Here is an 18,527-nt window from a genome sequence, read left to right as displayed (position 1 = left end):
GTTTCATCCGACGCTCTGCCTGGCAGCGATGGATCGGCCGCAGGCTGGTCGGCAAAGACGCTATGCCGGACTTTGCCTTTCGGCAAGCGGCTTTGAGGTCGTTAAGTGGCTGCGTCCTGGCAGCAACCCCGGCGCGAAATACAGCTTCGCGAAAGCCGCCGGGTCTAAAGCGTAATTGATGGTTAACGCTTTATTCAAAGCCAGTGTGCAGACTGGGCATGCAGAATCGGGCGATTGCTTGCATCTATGGGGACTGCCGGGTGGATGAAGTGGAAAGTAACGAGGGCGACGACTCGCTCGCCAAAGCCTGTGCACAGGTCTCCCGCGATTCCAATCCGGCTTTCGTCAAGGATTCGGAGCTCCGCTATCTTGCGGTCAACACAGCCTATGCCGAATTGTGGGACTGCCAGCCCGCGGCCCTGATTGGCCAGCAAAGCCATCAGCATTTTGAATCCGCCGAACAGAACGACCGCGACGAGAAGGAGCGCCGTACCCTCGTGTTCGGCAAGGATCAGGTGGCCCTGTTCACCCATCCTCTCAAGGGTGGGCGCTACCGGATCCGAATCCAGCGCGAGCGGCGCGCCTCGGGCAAGACGTTTATCGTCGGGCATTTCGAGCCGATCGCGGGCGTGCGCTTTGAAACCGTTGAGGCGGAAAGAACCACGCCCTCAGCTTTGCATGGGTCGGCTCCGGGGCAGCCAGTATACGGCAATGGTGCGGAGGCTGCGTCCCCCAAGGACATGACGGTACCGGATCTGCGGATCTCTGTCAGCGACGAGAACGCCGACCAATCGCTTCTCGACCGCTTCAACGAGATATTCGACTGCATGGATGTTGGTATCGTGCTTTACGATCCCAATGACGTGCTGATCTACGTCAATCCGGCAATGGATGCCATGACATCGCCGGACTACACGCTCGATGTCGGAAAATCGCTTCGCGAGGTCCTCGAAGTCACCTGCAGTTTCAGCGAGGCCGAAGAGCCCGAAGCCCGCAAGGACTGGATCGAAAACCGCATTGCGGTGCATCGCGACTATGGAAAGGCAACGGTCGAGCGGCTCAAGAATGGCCGCTGGATCAGGATCATCAACCGTGGCCTCAAGGATGGCTACACCCTGGGTTTGCGCGTCGATGTGACCGCATTGAAGGAACGCGAGACCGCGCTGGAAACCAAGGTGGCGGAAAACCAGTTGTTCCGCGCGATCCTCGACGAGATGCCGATTTCGAGCTTCGTCAAGGACGAGGATTACCGCTACATCTATGTCAATCGCGCCCACGGCGAACTGACCGGCCTGTCCGGAAAGGATATGCTCGGCAAGGATGACTTCCAGGTCTTTGGCGAACAGGGCGGCCCGCTGCGGGAAGCAGATACGGAAGCGATGAACGGTCTCGGCCTGATGGAACGGGAAATCGAGCTGGACAGCGCAAGAGGCGAAACCCTCAAGCTGATCGATCGGAAAGTCGGCTTTACCGGCCCGGCCGGACGGCGCTACCTGCTCGGCACGACCATCAACGTTAGCGATATGAAACGCCGCGAGCGCGAGGTGTATGAGGCCCAGCGCCGTGCCGAACTCCACAAGGCCGACCTCGAAAGCGTGATCGAGGCCATGTACATGGGCATGGTTGTCGTTGACCGCGACACCAATGTCGAACTGATCAACGGAGCGTTCTTCCGCATCTGGAAAATCGCGTCCCGTGACGACTACATCGGCGCCCCCTTCCGTGCGCTCATCGATGTCAATCGCGAGAACGGTATCTATCAGGTCGCGGAGGAAGACTTCGAAGATTACGTCGAGGCGCGTCTGCAGGAAATCCGGGCGGGCTACGTTGAGCCGCGGGAATTCTCCCGCGCCGATGGGCGCACCATGATCTACTCTGTCCGCTCGCTCTCCGAAGGCAAGCGGATGATATCCTATTTCGATGTCTCCGAACTCAAGCAGCGTGAACAGGAACTCGATCTCGCCAGAGCCGAGATCGAGCGCGCCAGCGAGCTTCTGCGCGGAGCGGCCGGAGCCATGGCGCAGGGCTTGATGGTGACCCAGAATGCGGTCATCCAGTTCGCAAACGATGCCTTCTATGAAATGCTCGAGGTGCCGCGTGAGGTTGCCGCGGTCGGCAAGGACCTCAATAACTTCTTCGATTTCTGTCAGCAGCGCGGTGATTACGGCAGCGATGAAAAGGCCGAGGCCACCCGGACAAGTGTCAATGACTACCACAGGAAAATGGTGCCGCACACAATCGAGCGGCAGACCAGATCCGGTCGCTGGCTCCGGATAGACGGCAAGCCGACTGACAGTGCATCGATGATCATCACCTACACCGATGTCACCGACGCGAAACATCGCGAGGAAGAGCTGCAGCATCTGGTGGTCAAGGCAGAAATGGCCGATCGTGCGAAATCGGAGTTTCTGGCCAATATGAGCCACGAGATCCGCACCCCGATGAACGGTGTGCTGGGCATGGCCGAATTGCTCGCCCGGACCGAACTGGACACCCGCCAGCGCACCTTTACCGACATCATCGTCAAATCCGGCAATGCGCTCCTGACCATCATCAACGACATTCTCGATTTTTCAAAGATCGATGCCGGCCAGCTCGTTCTTGATCAGGCCCCGTTCGATCTCTCTGAGACCGTCGAGGACGTGGCGTCGCTGATTTCAAGCCGTGCGGTCGACAAGGACATCGAACTGATCGTCCGCATCGATCCTTCCCTGCCGTCGCGGGTGGTGGGCGATGTGGGCCGCCTCCGGCAGATCATCACCAATCTGGCCGGCAACGCCATCAAGTTTACCGAATCCGGGCACGTTCTCATCGAAGTCACTGGTGCGGTCAGCAGTTCGGACAAGCTCGATCTCGCAATTCATGTGCACGACACCGGAATGGGCATTCCGGCAGACAAGCTGGAAGCGGTCTTCGAGAAGTTCTCGCAGGTCGATACATCCTCGACCCGCCGGCACGAGGGGACCGGCCTCGGGCTGGCCATCACTTCCCGGCTGGTCGATCTGATGGAAGGCCGGATCCACGCTGAAAGCGAGGTCGGCAAAGGTTCGGTGTTCACGATCGAAGTGAGCCTGCCTGTCGATCACAGCACGGTCGAGCGCGTTCGCATTGCGCCGATCGATGTCTCCGGAGCAAGGGTCCTGGCGATCGACGACAACCCCGTCAACCGGTCCATCCTGATTGAGCAGTTGACCGCCTGGGGGTTTGATTCCTGTGCCGCTGTTTCCGGTCAGGAGGGGCTCGAGGTGCTTGCTGCAGCAAACAAGTTCGCAGTCCCGGTCGATGTCGTCATCCTCGATTATCACATGCCCGAGATGGATGGCGTGATGACGGCGCGGAAGATCCGCAACAGTTTCGGTCCGGACAAGCCTGCAATCATCATGCTGACCTCGATGGACCTCAGCGCATCCGATGCCGATATCCGCAAGGGTGCGGTGCAGGCTGCCTTGATGAAGCCGGCGCGCTCTTCGCTGCTGCTTGAGACCATCGTCGACGTGTTGCAGGCCGCAGCACATAACCAAAGGGCCAGCCATGTGGAAGCCTCGGCTGGGGCTGATACCGAGCCGGCGGGGCAGGTTCCGCTCGCTTCGCCGCGCACGCCCGTGATGTCCGCGCCGCCGCCGCATCGCTCCGCTCAAACGCCCTCGGCGGAAAAAGCACGGGGCGGCCAGCGTCTCGAACTGCTTGTCGCTGAGGACAACGAAGTCAACCAGATCGTCTTCACCCAGATCCTTGACGAGATGGGACTGAACTACCGGATCGTCGACAATGGTGGCAGCGCCTACGACACTTGGAAGAGCCATCGCCCGGCGATGATCCTGATGGATGTCTCCATGCCGGTCATGAACGGCCATCAGGCGACCCAGGCCATCCGCAAGGCGGAGGCGGAAGATGCGGACCTTGGCCATACCCCGATTGTCGGCGTAACCGCGCATGCCTTGACCGGTGACATGGAACGCTGTCTCGATGCGGGCATGGATGACTATCTCTCCAAGCCGATCAGCCCGGAAAAGCTGGAAGCCAAGATCAGGGAATGGTTGCCCGAGGAGATTGCGGCTCGCATCAAACACGGGTGACCGGTCTCCCATCGTCCGGACTTTGAAGCTTCACAAGAAAGCCTCAGTCCGCAAGCGGTCCTTCTGGGCTGCGGGGTTGGCCGGTTTCCAGAATGCCGATGCTCATGTCGCGCTTGCCGGCATGGCCCGGGCGTTTCTCCACGGTAAATCCTGCGGCCTGCAGGTTCCGCCGGACCCATCCGGCGGCCGAATAGGTGGCAAACGTCCCGCCTTCGCATGTACGGCTGGCGACAGCCTGCATGAGTTCCTCGGACCACATCTCCGGATTGCGGGCCGGTGAGAACCCGTCGAGATACCATGCGTCCGCATCAAACTTTGCCTCCCGCACCTCCGTCAGGGCGAGCCCCGCATGGATATGAAGGCTGATGGAGCTTTTCCCGTTTTCGATATCGAGCCTGATGTCTCCCTCGGGCTTATCTGGCCATCCGGCGGTGAGTCGCTCCGCTCTCGGGCCGAGATCCGGCCATGCGGCCAGCGCGCGGATCATGTCTTGTCTATCAAGCAGGCGCAGTTCGAAGGAGTGAAACTCAAGCCGCGCCCCAGGAGCGGCGGCACGCTCCCATGCAGACCATGTCTCGATGAAGTTCAGGCCCGTGCCAAAGCCCAGCTCAGCGATCACGAAGTGCTGCCTTCCGGCAAAGCGTTCGGGAAGCCCGTTGCCGCTCAAGAACACGTGGCGGCATTCCGCCCGGCCATCCGCGCGCGAATAATAGAAGTCGCCAAACTCCTCTGAATAAGGCATATCGCCCGCATGCCACGACAGCGGCGCGCGCTGGCGCGGAGTATCGTCATCTGGTTCAGGGGGATCGATCATGGCTGTTGCCGATAAAGCCGCATCGCCTGCCGGTCAAGCAACGCCTGATCTGCTGATCGCCGGGGCAGGGGTTTCGGGATTGTGGCTTGCGCTCAAGGCGACGCGCGCCGGCCTCTCCGTCACGCTGGTCGAGCGGGGAAACCCCGGCGGTGGTGCCAGCGGCGGCTTCCTCGGCGCACTGATGCCGCACAGTCCCGAACGCTGGAACGGCAAGAAGGAATTCCAGTTCCGCGCCCTCGTTGACCTCGAAGACGAGATTGCAAGGCTTGAGTCCGAAACAGGTGTCCCTTGTGGCTACCGAAGGGTCGGCCGGATCCTGCCATTGACCTCGGAACGCGGTCGCATCACTGCCATAGAACGGATCCCCGAAGCCCAGGCCAATTGGGGCGAAGTGTTCGGTTATACAGTGCACCATACCCCTGACAGGGGAGACTGGCCCAATATCCTGCGGGCTCCCCATGGTGTCGTGCACGAAACACTGTCGGCGCGGATATCCCCGCCCGGGTTGCTCGAGGCGCTCCTGACCGGTCTCGCCGTGATGCCGAACTTCGATTTCCGGCTCGGTGTCGAGCTGGTCGAGTTGTCCGCAACCGGCAAGTTGGCAAGACTGTCGGACGGATCGACCGTCGGCTTCGGCCATGCGGCGCTGGCAAACGGTATCGATGCATTCCCGATGATCGCCCGGCTGGCCGGGCTTCCGGCTCATTCGGTCGGGGGCGGCGTCAAGGGGCAGGCTGCGCTTATGGATGCCGGCGCGCCGCCGGATCTGCCTTTGGTCTATGATGACGGTGTCTACGTGATCGCCCATGAGAATGGCCGCGTCGCCGTGGGCTCGACCAGCGAAAACCGGTTCGATGATCCGCAGGCAACCGATGAGCGGCTCGATGAAATCATCAAGCGGGCCCGCAAGCTTTGCCCCTTGATCAAGGATGCGCCGGTGATCCGCCGTTGGGCCGGGGTGCGGCCCCGGGCTGTCGGTCGTGATCCCATGCTTGGACCTGTTCCTGGCGCGCCGGGCGTCCTGGCCATGGCGGGCGGGTTCAAGATCAGCTTCGGCATTGCCCACCGCATGGCCTACTGCCTGGTGGCTGAAATCACCGGGGAAGCCGGGCCGGAGACGCCGCAAAGCTTTGCGGTCACCAGCCATCTGGCCAAGGCGGCCGAACAACCGGCCAAGTCATAGATCACCAAACATCGCTAAAGGTCGTCAACCGGTTGGAATCGCCGCAACAGTTTGCGGTTTTTCTTCAAAGTCCGGGTATCGACATTTGCCGTCGTGCTGCTACCGTTCGGCCTCTATCAGGATGGACTGGACAATGAACACAATACCTTATCCCCGCGATCTTGTGGGCTACGGCCGTACCTCGCCTGACCCGAAATGGCCCGGGGGCGCCCACTGCGCCGTTCAGTTCGTGGTCAACTACGAGGAGGGGGGTGAAAGTTCGATCCTCGATGGTGATCCGGCGTCCGAAAGCCTGCTGTCGGAAATCGTCGGTGCGCAACCCTGGCCCGGCCAGCGCAACATGAACATGGAATCGCTTTACGAATACGGCTCTCGCGCCGGGTTCTGGCGGCTGTGGCGGATGTTCACCGAGCGCAACATGCCGGTAACGGTCTATGGAGTGGCCCTTGCTATGCAGCGCAACCCCGAAGCGGTGGCGGCGATGAAGGAAGCGGACTGGGAGATTGCCAGTCACGGTCTGCGCTGGCTTGAATACAAGGACTTCCCCGAGGAGGAGGAGCGACGCCACATCACTGAGTGCGTCCGCATCCATACCGAGGTGACCGGCTCGCGGCCGCTCGGCATCTACCAGGGCAAGCCGTCGGTCAACACCTTGCGCCTGGTGATGGAGGAGGGCGGTTTTGTCTACTCGGCCGATTCCTATGCCGATGAGCTTCCCTTCTGGGTGGATGGTCCGAACGGCCCCCACCTGATCGTGCCCTACACACTCGATGCCAACGACATGCGCTTCGCCACGCCGCAGGGTTTCAATTCGGGCGATCAGTTCTTCAGCTACCTCAAGGACACATTCGATGTGCTGATGGCAGAGGGTGCTGCCGGCAGCCCCAAGATGATGTCGATCGGCCTGCATTGCCGCCTGGTCGGCCGCCCCGGTCGGGCTGCGGCCCTTGCAAGGTTCCTCGATTACGTCGCGTCCCATGACAAGGCCTGGGTCACCCGCCGAATCGACATTGCCAACCACTGGCATCAGCACCACCATCCGGAGAAGGCGAAATGAGTGACCGCGACGAGTTTGTCGGCCGGTTCGGCGGTGTGTTCGAGCATTCGCCGTGGATCGCCGAGCGCGCCTGGGACCACGGCTGTATCGCGGCACCCTTGCGCGCTGGGCCGGTGCACGAGGCCTTGTGCGCAGAGTTCCGAACGGCCAGCCATGCCGAGCGGATGGGCGTGCTGCGCGCCCACCCGGATCTGGCAGGCAAACTGGCGATCGCCGGAGAGCTGACCGAGGAATCGAAATCAGAGCAGGCCGGCGCCGGTCTCGACCGGTTGAGCGCTGAGGAGCACGCAACGTTTACCGAGCTCAACTGCCGCTACATGGCCGATTTCGGCTTTCCGTTCATCATTGCGGTCAAGGGTCACGACAAGGACAGCATTCTTGCTGCATTCCAGTCCCGTGTCGCAAATGACCCCGAGACCGAGTTCGAGACCGCCTGTGCCCAGGTGGAAAGGATCGCCGGCTTCCGGATTGCCGCGATCCTTCCGGAAACGTGAGCAGATGACGCGCGAACTCAAACTCGAAACTCTGACGGCCGACGCCTTTGCGCCCTTCGGCACGATGATGGATATCGCGGCATCCGAATTGCGCCTGATCAATGGCGGCACCACCGAGCGCTTTCATGGGCTCGCCATGGCCGACACCGAGACCGGCGGCGGCCGCACGATCCTCTCGCTGTTTCGCGGTCAGCCGCGTGTGTTTCCTTACGCGGTCGACATGATGGAGCGGCATCCGCTCGGCAGCCAGACTTTCTTCCCGGTCACCGAAGCCGACTGGATTGCAGTTGTCGCTCCCGACGTCGATGGTCGCCCGGGCCAGCCAAGGGCGTTCCTTGTTCCCGGCCATATCGGTCTCCAGTACGACCGCAATGTCTGGCATCACCCGTTGATTGCCGTGGGCCGTGTCAGCGATTTTCTGGTGATGGATCGCGAGGGCGATGGCGTCAATCTCGAGGAAGCCAGCTATGATGAGCCCTATCTGATCGCCCGACCGGCCAACTGATCCAAGGAGACGCCAATGTCCGCCCAACCACTGCCCACCGGAACCGGTCGCTTGACCACGCACGTGCTCGACACCGCGCGCGGCAAGCCAGCTGCCGGAATGGTCATCGAGCTTGTCCGGATCGAGGGGATCGACCATCACCTCATCAAGACCGTCAGCACCAACAGTGATGGCCGGGTCGATGCCCCGCTGCTGTCAGGTGCCGACCTCACCCGGGGGGTCTACGAGCTTCGGTTCCATGCCGGGGATTACCTCCGCTCGACCGGAGACGATCTGCCAGATCCGGCATTCCTCGACGTGATCCCGATCCGCTTCGGGATCGCCGACACGTCCGCGCATTATCACGTGCCGCTGCTGATCTCGGCCTATGGCTATTCAACCTACCGCGGCAGCTGATTCCAGCCGCGTTTCAGCATTGCGTTCTTGCGCGCGCGTGTTGGCCGCGTACCGGCAACGCGCGCGGCATGGGGATGGACCCGAAAACCGGGACAGGAGCGGGGAGTTGTCCGGAAAAAGCAAAAGCCGCGTGGCAGTACATCCGTGCTCACGCGACTTTTTAAAGCGATCCTCTAAAGGACCACTGCTGATCCACAGCTTGCATTAAGGTCATTAATGAAGAGTTAAGACGGAAATATGACATCGGTGGAAAAAGTGGCGCCATGGCACGTACAACTACAGATGAACCGCCTCGCCAGCAACATAGACATGGCGGACTGACCGATCATCGCCCATTGTTTGCATCAGGAACAGTTCTTCTTCCAGGGTGGTGACCGTTTCCATCCGGATGGCCATCGCCGGGGTCGCGCAGGCGTCCAGCACGATGATGTCGGCATCGCTCCCTGGCTCTAGCGTGCCGATCCGGTCCACCAGACCCAACGCCTCTGCATTGCCGCGGGTGGCCTGCCAGTAGCTCTCGATCGGGGGCAGGCGGTGGCCACGCAATTGCTGGATCTTGTAGGCCTCGTCGAGTGTTCTGAGCAGTGAGTAACTCGACCCGCCGCCGATATCGGTGGCAATCGCGGTCCGGACGCCGTGCTGCTTCAGGCGCTTCAGATCAAACAGTCCCGAGCCGAGAAACAGGTTCGAGGTCGGGCAATGCACCGCCACGGATCCGGCTTCCGAGATGGCGTGCATTTCCCGGTCCGACAGATGAATGGCATGGCCGAGCAGCATCTTGTCGGTCAACAGCCCGCACCGGGCATAGACGTCGGTGTAGTCCTTGGCCTCCGGATAGAGCTCGAGCGTATAGGCAATTTCGGCATCGTTCTCGGACAAATGCGTCTGGATCAGAAGGCCGGGATGCTCGCGCGCGAGCGTACCGGCTGCTTCCAGCTGGGCCGGGGTCGAGGTGATGGCAAAGCGCGGCGTGATCGCCACGTGATTGCGCCCCTTGCCATGCCAGTCGGCAATCACGGCCTTGGTATCGTCATAGCTCGATTGCGCGGTGTCGGTCAGTGCTTCGGGCGCGTTGCGGTCCATCATCACCTTGCCGCCGACCATCAGCAGGTTACGGCGCTGCGCTTCAGTGAAATAGGCGTCGGCCGAGCCCTTGTGCACCGAGCAATAGGCTGCAGCGGTGGTGGTGCCGTGGCGCAGCAATTCATCGAAGAACAGTGTTGCGAAACGGGCGGAATGCGCCGCGTCGGCGAAGCGTTGTTCCTCGACGAAGGTGTAGGTGTTGAGCCATTCGAGAAGATTGGCGGCGTAGCTGGCAGTCACCTGCATCTGCGGGAAGTGAATATGCGGATCGATCAAGCCGGCCATCAAGAGAAGTGGCCGATGATCGATGACCTCAATACCTGCGGGCGCCTTCGATGCCACCTCCGCATAGGAGCCGGCCGCCGTGATCATCCCGTTTTCGACAAGCAACGCGCCGTCAGTCTCATAGATGTAGCTTGCCTCATCGTCGCGCGCCTGCGGCCGCGACTTGAAGCTCAGCGTCCTTCCCCGCAGCAGCCTGGCTGTCATTGCCCTGTCTCGCCCGCTGTGGGCGTGCCGGCGACAGCCGATTCATACCAGGCAACGATCAGCGCCCGCTCTTCCGGCTCCACATAGGTGATGTTGCCCGGCGGCATGGCATGGCTGCGGCCGGCCTGGATATAGATTTCGCGCGCATGACGGGCGATTTCTTCGGTGGTCTCGAGCTTCACGTTCTTGGGGGCGTGTGCCATGCCTTCCCACAATGGCTCAGCGGCGTGACACATCGAGCAGCGCACCATCACGGTCTCGCTGACCGCCTCGAAATGGGCGTTGGTGACAAAACGCTCGTGCACGGGTGCCAGCGACGCCTCTTCGATCACCTCGTCCGCCCGCGGAATGCTCGACAGCCACACGATGGCCAGGAACAGGGCCACAGTCGCAGCCCAGGTCCAGTGCGGCTTGCCCTTGCGGGCGTGTACCGTGTTGAACCAGTGCCGGATCGTCACGCCCATCAGGAACACCAAGGCTGCAATCAGCCAGTTCCACTGCGTGGCGAACGCCAGCGGGTAGTGGTTCGACAGCATCAGGAAGATCACCGGCAGGGTGAGATAGTTGTTGTGCAGCGAACGCTGCTTGGCGATGCGGCCATATTTTGGATCCGGCGTCCGCCCGGCCTTCAGGTCGGCAACGACGATCTTCTGGTTCGGAATGATGATCATCGCCACATTGGCGCTCATGATTGTCGCGGTGAATGCGCCCAGGTGCAAAAGCGCCGCCCGGCCGGAAAACACCTGTGTGTAGCCCCAGGCCATGGCCACCAGCACCGCGAACAGCACCAGCATCAGTCCCGTCGTGTTCTGCCCGATCGGCGACTTGCACAACAGGTCATAGATGATCCAGCCGAACACGATCGAAGCCAGCGAAATCGAGATCGCGATGACAGCCGAGACATCGAGCACCGTGGTGTCGATCAGGTAAAGTTCCGCGCCGGCGTAGTAGACCACGCACAGCATGGCGAAGCCTGACAGCCAGGTGACATAGCTCTCCCACTTGAACCAGGTCAGATGCTCGGGCAGCCGTTCGGGCGCTACCAGGTATTTCTGGACATGATAGAAGCCGCCGCCGTGAACCTGCCACTCTTCGCCATAGGCGCCCTCGGGCAAGCCCGGCCGCTGCACCAGGCCCAGATCGAGCGCGATGAAGTAGAACGACGAACCGATCCAGGCGATGGCCGTGATCACATGCAGCCAGCGCACGGCAAAGCTGAGCCACTCCCACAGGACTGGGTACTCGTAGAGAAAATCGGTCATCCGTGCCCCTCGCACTTCGGTTTGTTTTTGCAGTGCACATGATGCGCAATGCAGCACGGATTGGAAAGCCCGCTTTCATTTGCCGCGATACGAATCAGCTGCTGGTTTTTCCTGATAATGAAGGTCTGTTTCCAGAAAGCTCCACATAATGACATCTGGCCAATGTCCCGGCGGCAATTGCCGTGGTCCCGTGGGTCCGCCATGGCGCTGTGGATTGTCATCAAACTGAATCAAAATCGTCACGGGACTGAATCATGCTCGCTCTATCCCCGCCTCTCTAGGGACACATGAAATCCCGGAACGAACAATGGAGCAAACCAATGCTTAAAAAGAATCTACTTGCAGCCGCATCGATGGCGCTGGGCATGACCCTCAGCTCCGCGGCTTTCGCGGAAACCCAGATCACCTGGTGGCACGCAATGGGCGGCGCTCTGGGTGAAGCGGTCAACGAGATCGCCACGGACTTCAATGCAAGCCAAAACGAATTCAAGATCACGCCTGTGTTCAAGGGCACCTACGAAGAAACCCTGACCGCCGGCATCGCCGCATTCCGCGCAGGCGAGCAGCCCAATGTCATGCAGGTGTTCGACGCCGGCGCCGCAACCGTGATCGGCGCCAAGGGCGCAACCGTTCCGGTGCAGGATCTGCTGGCCTCCAACGGCATCGATTTCAACATCGAAGATTACATTCCAGGCGTGCGTTACTTCTATGCCGACGCAGACGGCAAGATGATCGGAATGCCCTTCAATTCCTCGACCCCGATCATGTATTACAATGTTGAGGCTTTTGAAAAGGCCGGCGTAACTCCGCCGAAGACTTGGGAAGAGTTTGCAAGCGTAACCGCGCCTGCCCTCAAGGAAGCCGGTTACATCCCGATGGCGCAGTCGCACCTGCCGTGGATCTTCACCGAGAACTTCTTCTCGCGCCACAACCTGCCTTTCGCCACCAATGAGAATGGCTACGGTGACGGCGAAACCAAGATCCTGGTCAACACGCCGGAAATCAAGGCCATGTTCACCGCGCTCAAGGACTGGAAAGACCAGGGTTTCTTTGAGTGGTACGGCACCGGCTGGAATGACAACCAGAAGCCTTTCGAAGAAGGCAAGATCGGCATGTGGTTCGGTTCGTCGGGCTCGTTCGGCGGCCTGCAGCAGACCGCGACCATGCCATTCTCTGCGACCCTGCTGCCCTATTGGGAAGCTGTGACCACCGAGCCGACACAGACCTTCATCGGCGGCGCCGCGCTGTTTGCAATGTCCGGCAAATCGGATGAGGAAAACAAGGCCACCGCCGAGTTCTTCCGCTTCCTCGCTTCCCCTGAGGTGCAGGTCAAGTGGCACAAGGACACCGGGTATGTTCCGATCACCAATGCTGCCTACGAGCTTGCAACGGCTCAGGGCTACTACCAGGAAAAGCCTGCCGCTGAAGTCGGCGTGCTCCAGCTGCTGCTGCCTGCCGGTGACAACACCAAGGGTTACCGCATGGGCTTCTACGTCCAGATCCGCGATGTGATGAACCGCGAATATGGCCGCATCCTGACCGGTGAAACCACCGTCGACGAAGCCTTCGCAACCATCGAGAAGGAAGCCAACGAGCTTCTCGAGCGCTTCAACAAGACCCAGGGCTAAGCCTAGCTATTCTTGTTGAACACGGGCAATTCAGCGGCCGTCATTTCTGGCGGCCGCTGGTTCGATCTTTAGGGGATGCCGCCATGAAGCGCGCCGGTTTCAATCAGCTTGGGTTGCCAGTAATGCTGCTGCTTCCACAGCTCATCATCATTGCCGTCTTTTTCTACTGGCCTGCCGTTTTTGCAATTTACTCGTCTTTTTATCTGCAGGATCCGTTCGGCTTTGGCTCGACCTTTGTTGCCCTCGAAAACTACACCGGGCTTCTGTCATCCGCCGAATACCGGAAGGTTGCCGTTTTCACTGTGGTTTTCTCGCTGCTCGTGACGTTCCTTTCACTGTCGATCGCGCTGCTGCTTGCCGTCAAGGCAGACAAGGTGATCCGCGGCGCCCGTACCTATCGCACGCTGCTGATGTGGGTCTACGCGGTTGCGCCGCCGGTGGCGGGATTCATGGGCGTGATGATGTTCAACCAGGGCACCGGGCCGATCACGGAGTTTCTTGCCCTGTTCGGCTGGGAGTTCAAGCTTGGCGTGAATTTCAACGACACTGCCCTGGCCATGGTCGTGGTCGCGGCTTGGAACCAGATCCCGGTCAATTTCATCTTTTTCCTCTCGGGGCTTCAATCCATCCCGCAGTCGGTCAAGGAGGCGGCGATGATCGACAACAGGTCTGGCGTTCGCCGGTTCTGGGACGTGACCTTTCCGCTGTTGGCGCCGACGGCATTCTTCCTTCTGGTCATCAACATCACCTATTCGTTGTTCGACACATTCGGCACCGTAGACACCCTGGTCAAAGGCGAGCCCGGCAACAATCCGATGACGCTGGTCTACAAGGTTTATGTCGATGGATTCCGAGGCAATGATCTCGGTGGCTCCTCGGCTCAATCGGTTATCCTGATGGTCCTTGTGCTTTTGCTGACCGTATTCCAGTTCCGGCTTATCGATCGCCGGATTCACTACACGTAGGATATCAACAATGGCTGTTATGACTGATACGGACAGAACAGTCGCTCGCACCGGAAGACCGGTGCGGTGGTCTGTGGTGATCGATCATGCGATCCTGATTGCCGGATCGCTGATGATGATACTTCCTGTCTTTGCTGTTTTCATCTCGACAAGCATCAGTGACGTGGAGATCTACCGGGAGGGACTTAACCTTTCGCTTGGCCCGCATATGGCCGAAAATTTTGACAAGGCCCTTTTCCTCAAGGGCGGGTTCACCGGAGAAATCACCGGTTCGAGCATGCTGATCAATTCGTTCATCCTCGGCATAGGGTTCGCTTTGGGCAAGATCCTGATCGGAATGACGGCGGCCTATGCGATCGTTTATTTCCGGCTCCGGTTTGCCACCTTCGCCTTCTGGATTATTTTTACCACGCTGCTGCTGCCGCTCGAGGTGCGGATCCTTCCCACTTACGAAGTGGTCCAGGGTCTGGGGCTCGCCAACACCTACACGGGCCTGATCCTGCCTCTGGTCGCCTCAGCCACGGCGACCTTCTTCTTCCGGCAGTTTTTTCTGTCGGTTCCCGAAGAGCTCGTCGAAGCCGCTCGGATAGATGGTGCAGGACCGGTGAAGTTCTTCATCGACATCCTGGTTCCGCTGTCGCGGACAATGGTTGCGGCGATCTTCATCATCATGTTCGTCTATGGCTGGAACCAGTATCTCTGGCCCACCTTGATCACCACCGATGAATCGCTTTTCACCCTCGTCCGCGGGATTAAGCAGATCATCCAGAATCTGGATGGCGCCAACGTTCCTGAATATGGGCGCGCCCTGGCTCTGGCCATCATCGCCATCCTGCCACCGGTCCTGGTGGTCGTCATTTTCCAGTCCTGGTTTGTCAAGGGACTGGTTGAATCAGACAAATAGAGGTTTCCCATGGTCCACGTTTCGCTCGAGAGCATTTCGAAAGTCTATCCGAACGGCGTCCGTGCGGTTCAGCCGACAAGCTTCAACATTGAAAAGGGCGAGTTCATTGTTCTCGTCGGTCCCTCGGGCTGTGGCAAGTCCACATTGCTGCGCATGATGGCAGGGCTGGAGGAGATCACCGAGGGCGACCTCTCGATCGCCGGGCGGGTGGTCAATGACATCGATCCCGCCGAACGCGACATCGCCATGGTGTTCCAGAACTATGCGCTCTACCCGCACATGACCGTCTACAACAACATGGCCTACGGCCTGCGCAATCGCGGCATGGGCAAGACCGAGATCGACAAGGCGGTGAAGGAGGCGGCAACCATGCTCAATCTCACCGAATATCTCGAGCGGCGTCCCAGCCAGCTCTCAGGCGGGCAACGCCAGCGCGTTGCCATGGGCCGTGCCATCGTGCGTAGCCCTTCGCTGTTCCTGTTCGATGAACCGCTATCGAACCTTGATGCCAAGCTTCGCGGACAGATGCGCATCGAGATCAAGGCTCTGCAGCGCCGGCTCGGGGTCACTTCGGTCTACGTGACCCATGACCAGGTCGAGGCCATGACAATGGCCGATCGCATCATCGTTCTCAATGGTGGTCGGATCGAGCAGATCGGCACCCCGGCGGAAGTCTATCACCAGCCCGCCAGCACCTTCGTCGCCAGCTTCATGGGCGCACCGCCGATGAACCTGTTGCCGGCCCGCTACAACGGCAATGGCCGGGTGCATCTTTCCGAAACCGTGCACATCGAGGCCCCAGGCCAGGCGAACTATTCGGGTGACATCAGGCTTGGCGTAAGGCCCGAGAATGTCGGCATCGTCGGCGCCTCCCACCCCGACGCCCTGCGGTTCGATCTCGAGTTCGTCGAGGAACTTGGCGCCGGGCGGCTGCTTCACGGCAAGGTCGGGGAAAGCGGACTGATCGTCCATATCCCCCATACCGACCCGATCCCTTCCGATGAGGTCTATGTCGATCTGCCGAAGTCGGCGCTTTTGATGTTTGATCCGGCAACCGGAGCCCGGTTGTGAACGCGCTCGGTGATCGGGCGGGCTTTCACACCAGCACGGTCGATGTGTTGCCCCGTGTCACGCCCGAGCAGCGCGAGGCGATCCTGACCGCGCCGCGCACCACCGACATGCATCGCGCCTTCATGGCCGACATTCCGGCGATGAGCATGGTCGAAACCGGCGGCGCCGCGACTGACGCCACCGTCCCGCAGGTCTTCACCGTTGCCGCCTGGAACCTGGAGCGGTGCCTGTTCCCAGAAAAGAGCGCCGCGCTGCTGGCCGGTCAGACTCCGGATGTCGTGCTGCTTACGGAAATGGATTGCGGCATGGCGCGCACCGGGCAGCGCCATCCCACCGCCGAACTGGCCGCTGCCCTGGGCATGCATTACTCCTATGGTGTGGAGTTCTTCGAGATCGGCCTCGGCGGTGAAACCGAACGCCCTTACTGCGTAGATTCAGGCAACCGGATCGGCTGGCACGGCAACGCTGTCCTGAGCCGGGCGGCGCCGGTCTCCTCGGTCCTGATCCGTCTGGATGACCACGGACATTGGTACATCGACGGCCCCTTCGCCTGGGACCGGAACCAGCCACGCATCGGCGGAAGAATGGCCATCGCCACCATTCTCCCGGCCGGCACCGGCAATCTTTGCGTCGTCTCCGTTCATCTGGAAAGCAATGCGGATTCCGCCCACCGCGGCGCGCAGATGGAACGGTTGATCGATGCCGTTGAAAAGTTTGCGCCCGACCACCCTGTGATCATTGGAGGCGACCTCAACACCGGCAACAGCAAGGACAGCCCTCACTGGCAAGATGAAAGCCTGTTCGATGTTGCCCGTGTGCATGGATTTTCCTGGGACAACAATGCCGAGGGCATGACCACCCGGCGCAGCTATCTGACGCCTCATCCGACGCGGTCGATGAAGCTTGACTGGTTCGCGTCACGCGGTTTGTCGATGGATGGCGCCCGGATTGTGCCGGCGCTTGATCCCAATGGTGAACCGCTGTCGGATCACGAACTGATCGTCGGCCATTTTGCCATCCCCTGATCGGTCGCCGCGGCGACAATCCTCAATCCATATGGGCGGCGGTCGGCGTCGTTCCTGCTTGGACGGCTCTGGGTTTGCGCAGGAGCAGTGCCAGCGGAATGGCAAACAATGTCACCATCATCATCAGCTTGAAATCATTGTTGTAGGAAATCATCAGGGCCTGCTGGTTGACCAGCCCATCAAGCGTTTGCAGCATCGCCGGATCGGTGACCGGCCCCGCGAGCAGGTCGCGCAGAACCGGATTGAACGGATTGATAAAGGCGCCGAGTTCCTGGTGATTGATCTGGACATTGCGCGTCAGGTACAGCGTCACCACCGAGATGCCGATCGAGGATCCCAGATTGCGCACCAGGCTGAACAGGCTGGCAGCATCGGTGCGGTAGTGAACCTCAAGCGTAGCGAAGGCCACGGTCGACAGCGGCACGAACACCAGGCCCAGCCCCAGCCCCTGAATGACCCCGGTGGAGATCACCGGCCAGCTGTCCATTTGCGGCGAAAAGCCGGTCATCAGGTAGAGTGAGCTCGAGGTCAGCAGCAGCCCGGCAATCACAAGGTAGCGCGCATCGACGACACGCAGCAGGCGCCCGACCAGGATCATCGAGATCATGGTGCCCACCCCACGCGGCGCCATCACCAGTCCGGTGGTGATCGTCGAGTAGCCGAAGACGTGCGACAGCATCGGTGGCAGCAGCGCCAGGCTCGCCAGCAGCACGATGCCGACGATGAAGATCAGCACCAGCCCGGTCACGAAGTTGCGGTCGGCGAAGATCTTCGGGTCAACGAAGGGATCGTGGGCCGTGGCCAGGTGCACCGTGAAGATCCAGATGCCGGTGATCGCCAACCCCAGCTCGATCCAGATTTCCCAGGCCGAGAACCAGTCCACTTCACCGCCGCGGTCGAGCATCAGCTGCAACGCACCGACGCCGAGCGACAGCATGGCGAAGCCGAAGAAATCGAACCGGCGCAGCCGCCGGGCGACTTCCGGCAGATGGGCGGCGCAGCCCATGAAGGCGATGATGCCGACCGGCAGGTTGATGAAGAACACCCAGCGCCAGTTCAACGCTTCGGTCAGCCAGCCGCCGAGCGTCGGGCCGATGATCGGGCCGACCATGATGCCCGCACCCCAGATCGCCATGGCCTGGCCGTGGCGCTCCTTCGGATTGATGTCGAGCAGGAATGTCTGAGACAGCGGTACGATGGCCGCGCCGAACAGCCCCTGGAGAATGCGGAACAACACCATCGTTTCGAGGCTCGGCGCCAGCCCGCAGGCCATCGAGGTGGCCGTGAAGCCGACAATCGTGGTCAGGAACAATTGTCGCCGGCCGAACCGGTCAGCCAGCCATCCGGTCACCGGAGTCATGATCGCAGCGGCCACGATATAGGACGTCAGCACCCAGGTGATGGTATCCTGCGACGCGTCGAGATCGCCGGTCATCGCCGGCAACGCCACATTGGCAATCGTCGTGTCGAGCACCTGCATGATTGTCGCGAGCATGATCGAAACCGTGATCAGGCCCCGATGCGGCACTCTGTGCCCGGGTTCGTCGGTCATGCTCATTGTCTCGGTTTCCCGGT

The 18,527-nt window shown here is 60.6% G+C and carries 14 protein-coding genes and 1 pseudogene; 10 read left to right on the top strand and 5 right to left on the bottom strand.

Annotated features, from left to right (window positions below):
• Window positions 1-260 precede the first annotated feature (260 nt).
• Window positions 261-4,076 carry a PAS-domain containing protein gene (locus tag SPHINGO391_RS15585; protein ID WP_210385785.1) on the top strand — a complete coding sequence of 1,272 codons (3,816 nt, stop codon included), beginning with the start codon at window positions 261-263 and terminating at the stop codon, window positions 4,074-4,076.
• A gap of 43 nt (window positions 4,077-4,119) precedes the next feature.
• Here SPHINGO391_RS15585 and mnmD read toward each other — a convergent pair whose 3' ends face one another.
• Window positions 4,120-4,890: a tRNA (5-methylaminomethyl-2-thiouridine)(34)-methyltransferase MnmD gene (gene mnmD / locus SPHINGO391_RS15580; RefSeq protein WP_152009685.1), complete on the bottom strand. Its 771-nt coding sequence runs from the start codon at window positions 4,888-4,890 to the stop codon at window positions 4,120-4,122.
• Between mnmD and SPHINGO391_RS15575 the strand changes: the two genes are divergently transcribed.
• From SPHINGO391_RS15575 to uraH, 4 genes and pseudogenes are all read left to right on the top strand, one after another.
• Window positions 4,889-6,073, top strand: coding sequence for an FAD-dependent oxidoreductase (locus SPHINGO391_RS15575; protein WP_152009684.1), 1,185 nt, complete (start codon window positions 4,889-4,891; stop codon window positions 6,071-6,073). The two genes, mnmD and SPHINGO391_RS15575, sit on opposite strands and share 2 nt — an antisense overlap.
• Window positions 6,074-6,215: 142 nt before the next feature.
• Window positions 6,216-7,624, top strand: a pseudogene (gene puuE, locus SPHINGO391_RS25360) (allantoinase PuuE).
• A gap of 4 nt (window positions 7,625-7,628) precedes the next feature.
• Window positions 7,629-8,129 carry an ureidoglycolate lyase gene (locus SPHINGO391_RS15560; RefSeq protein ID WP_152009681.1) on the top strand — a complete coding sequence of 167 codons (501 nt, stop codon included), beginning with the start codon at window positions 7,629-7,631 and terminating at the stop codon, window positions 8,127-8,129.
• A gap of 15 nt (window positions 8,130-8,144) precedes the next feature.
• Complete coding sequence (gene uraH / locus SPHINGO391_RS15555) at window positions 8,145-8,525, top strand: hydroxyisourate hydrolase (RefSeq protein WP_152009680.1); 381 nt, start codon at window positions 8,145-8,147, stop codon at window positions 8,523-8,525.
• Window positions 8,526-8,801: 276 nt separating this feature from the next.
• Here uraH and guaD read toward each other — a convergent pair whose 3' ends face one another.
• The 3 genes from guaD to SPHINGO391_RS15540 form a co-directional block, all read right to left on the bottom strand.
• Entirely contained in the window at window positions 8,802-10,097 is a 1,296-nt protein-coding gene (gene guaD, locus SPHINGO391_RS15550) for a guanine deaminase (RefSeq protein WP_152009679.1), read from the bottom strand.
• Entirely contained in the window at window positions 10,094-11,359 is a 1,266-nt protein-coding gene (locus SPHINGO391_RS15545) for a urate hydroxylase PuuD (protein WP_152009678.1), read from the bottom strand. Before SPHINGO391_RS15545 ends, guaD begins: the two co-directional genes overlap by 4 nt.
• 75 nt (window positions 11,360-11,434) lie before the next feature.
• On the bottom strand, window positions 11,435-11,602 hold the full coding sequence (locus SPHINGO391_RS15540; RefSeq protein ID WP_193217310.1) for a hypothetical protein: 168 nt from the start codon (window positions 11,600-11,602) through the stop codon (window positions 11,435-11,437).
• Window positions 11,603-11,679: 77 nt separating this feature from the next.
• On the opposite strand from SPHINGO391_RS15540, the gene SPHINGO391_RS15535 reads away from it, so the two are divergent.
• From SPHINGO391_RS15535 to SPHINGO391_RS15515, 5 genes are all read left to right on the top strand, one after another.
• Window positions 11,680-12,987, top strand: coding sequence for an extracellular solute-binding protein (locus SPHINGO391_RS15535; RefSeq protein WP_152009677.1), 1,308 nt, complete (start codon window positions 11,680-11,682; stop codon window positions 12,985-12,987).
• An 83-nt stretch (window positions 12,988-13,070) separates the two neighbouring features.
• Window positions 13,071-13,952, top strand: coding sequence for an ABC transporter permease subunit (locus SPHINGO391_RS15530; RefSeq protein WP_152009676.1), 882 nt, complete (start codon window positions 13,071-13,073; stop codon window positions 13,950-13,952).
• Between the two features lie 19 nt (window positions 13,953-13,971).
• Window positions 13,972-14,856: a sn-glycerol-3-phosphate ABC transporter permease UgpE gene (gene ugpE, locus SPHINGO391_RS15525; protein WP_152011589.1), complete on the top strand. Its 885-nt coding sequence runs from the start codon at window positions 13,972-13,974 to the stop codon at window positions 14,854-14,856.
• 9 nt (window positions 14,857-14,865) lie between these two features.
• Window positions 14,866-15,927 (top strand): sn-glycerol-3-phosphate ABC transporter ATP-binding protein UgpC, encoded by a 1,062-nt coding sequence (gene ugpC / locus SPHINGO391_RS15520; protein WP_152009675.1) that lies wholly within the window; start codon window positions 14,866-14,868, stop codon window positions 15,925-15,927.
• Entirely contained in the window at window positions 15,924-16,952 is a 1,029-nt protein-coding gene (locus SPHINGO391_RS15515) for an endonuclease/exonuclease/phosphatase family protein (protein WP_152009674.1), read from the top strand. The genes ugpC and SPHINGO391_RS15515 overlap by 4 nt, the downstream gene beginning before the upstream one ends.
• A 22-nt stretch (window positions 16,953-16,974) precedes the next feature.
• Here the strand turns inward: SPHINGO391_RS15515 and SPHINGO391_RS15510 are convergent, their stop codons facing one another.
• Window positions 16,975-18,510 carry a DHA2 family efflux MFS transporter permease subunit gene (locus SPHINGO391_RS15510; RefSeq protein WP_152009673.1) on the bottom strand — a complete coding sequence of 512 codons (1,536 nt, stop codon included), beginning with the start codon at window positions 18,508-18,510 and terminating at the stop codon, window positions 16,975-16,977.
• Window positions 18,511-18,527 lie beyond the last annotated feature (17 nt).

The organism is Hoeflea sp. EC-HK425 (genome assembly GCF_902498795.1).
GTDB classification, from domain to species: Bacteria; Pseudomonadota; Alphaproteobacteria; order Rhizobiales; family Rhizobiaceae; genus Hoeflea; species Hoeflea alexandrii.
Note: the sequence above shows the minus strand (reverse complement) of the source record. Positions and strands in the feature narration are given on the sequence as shown.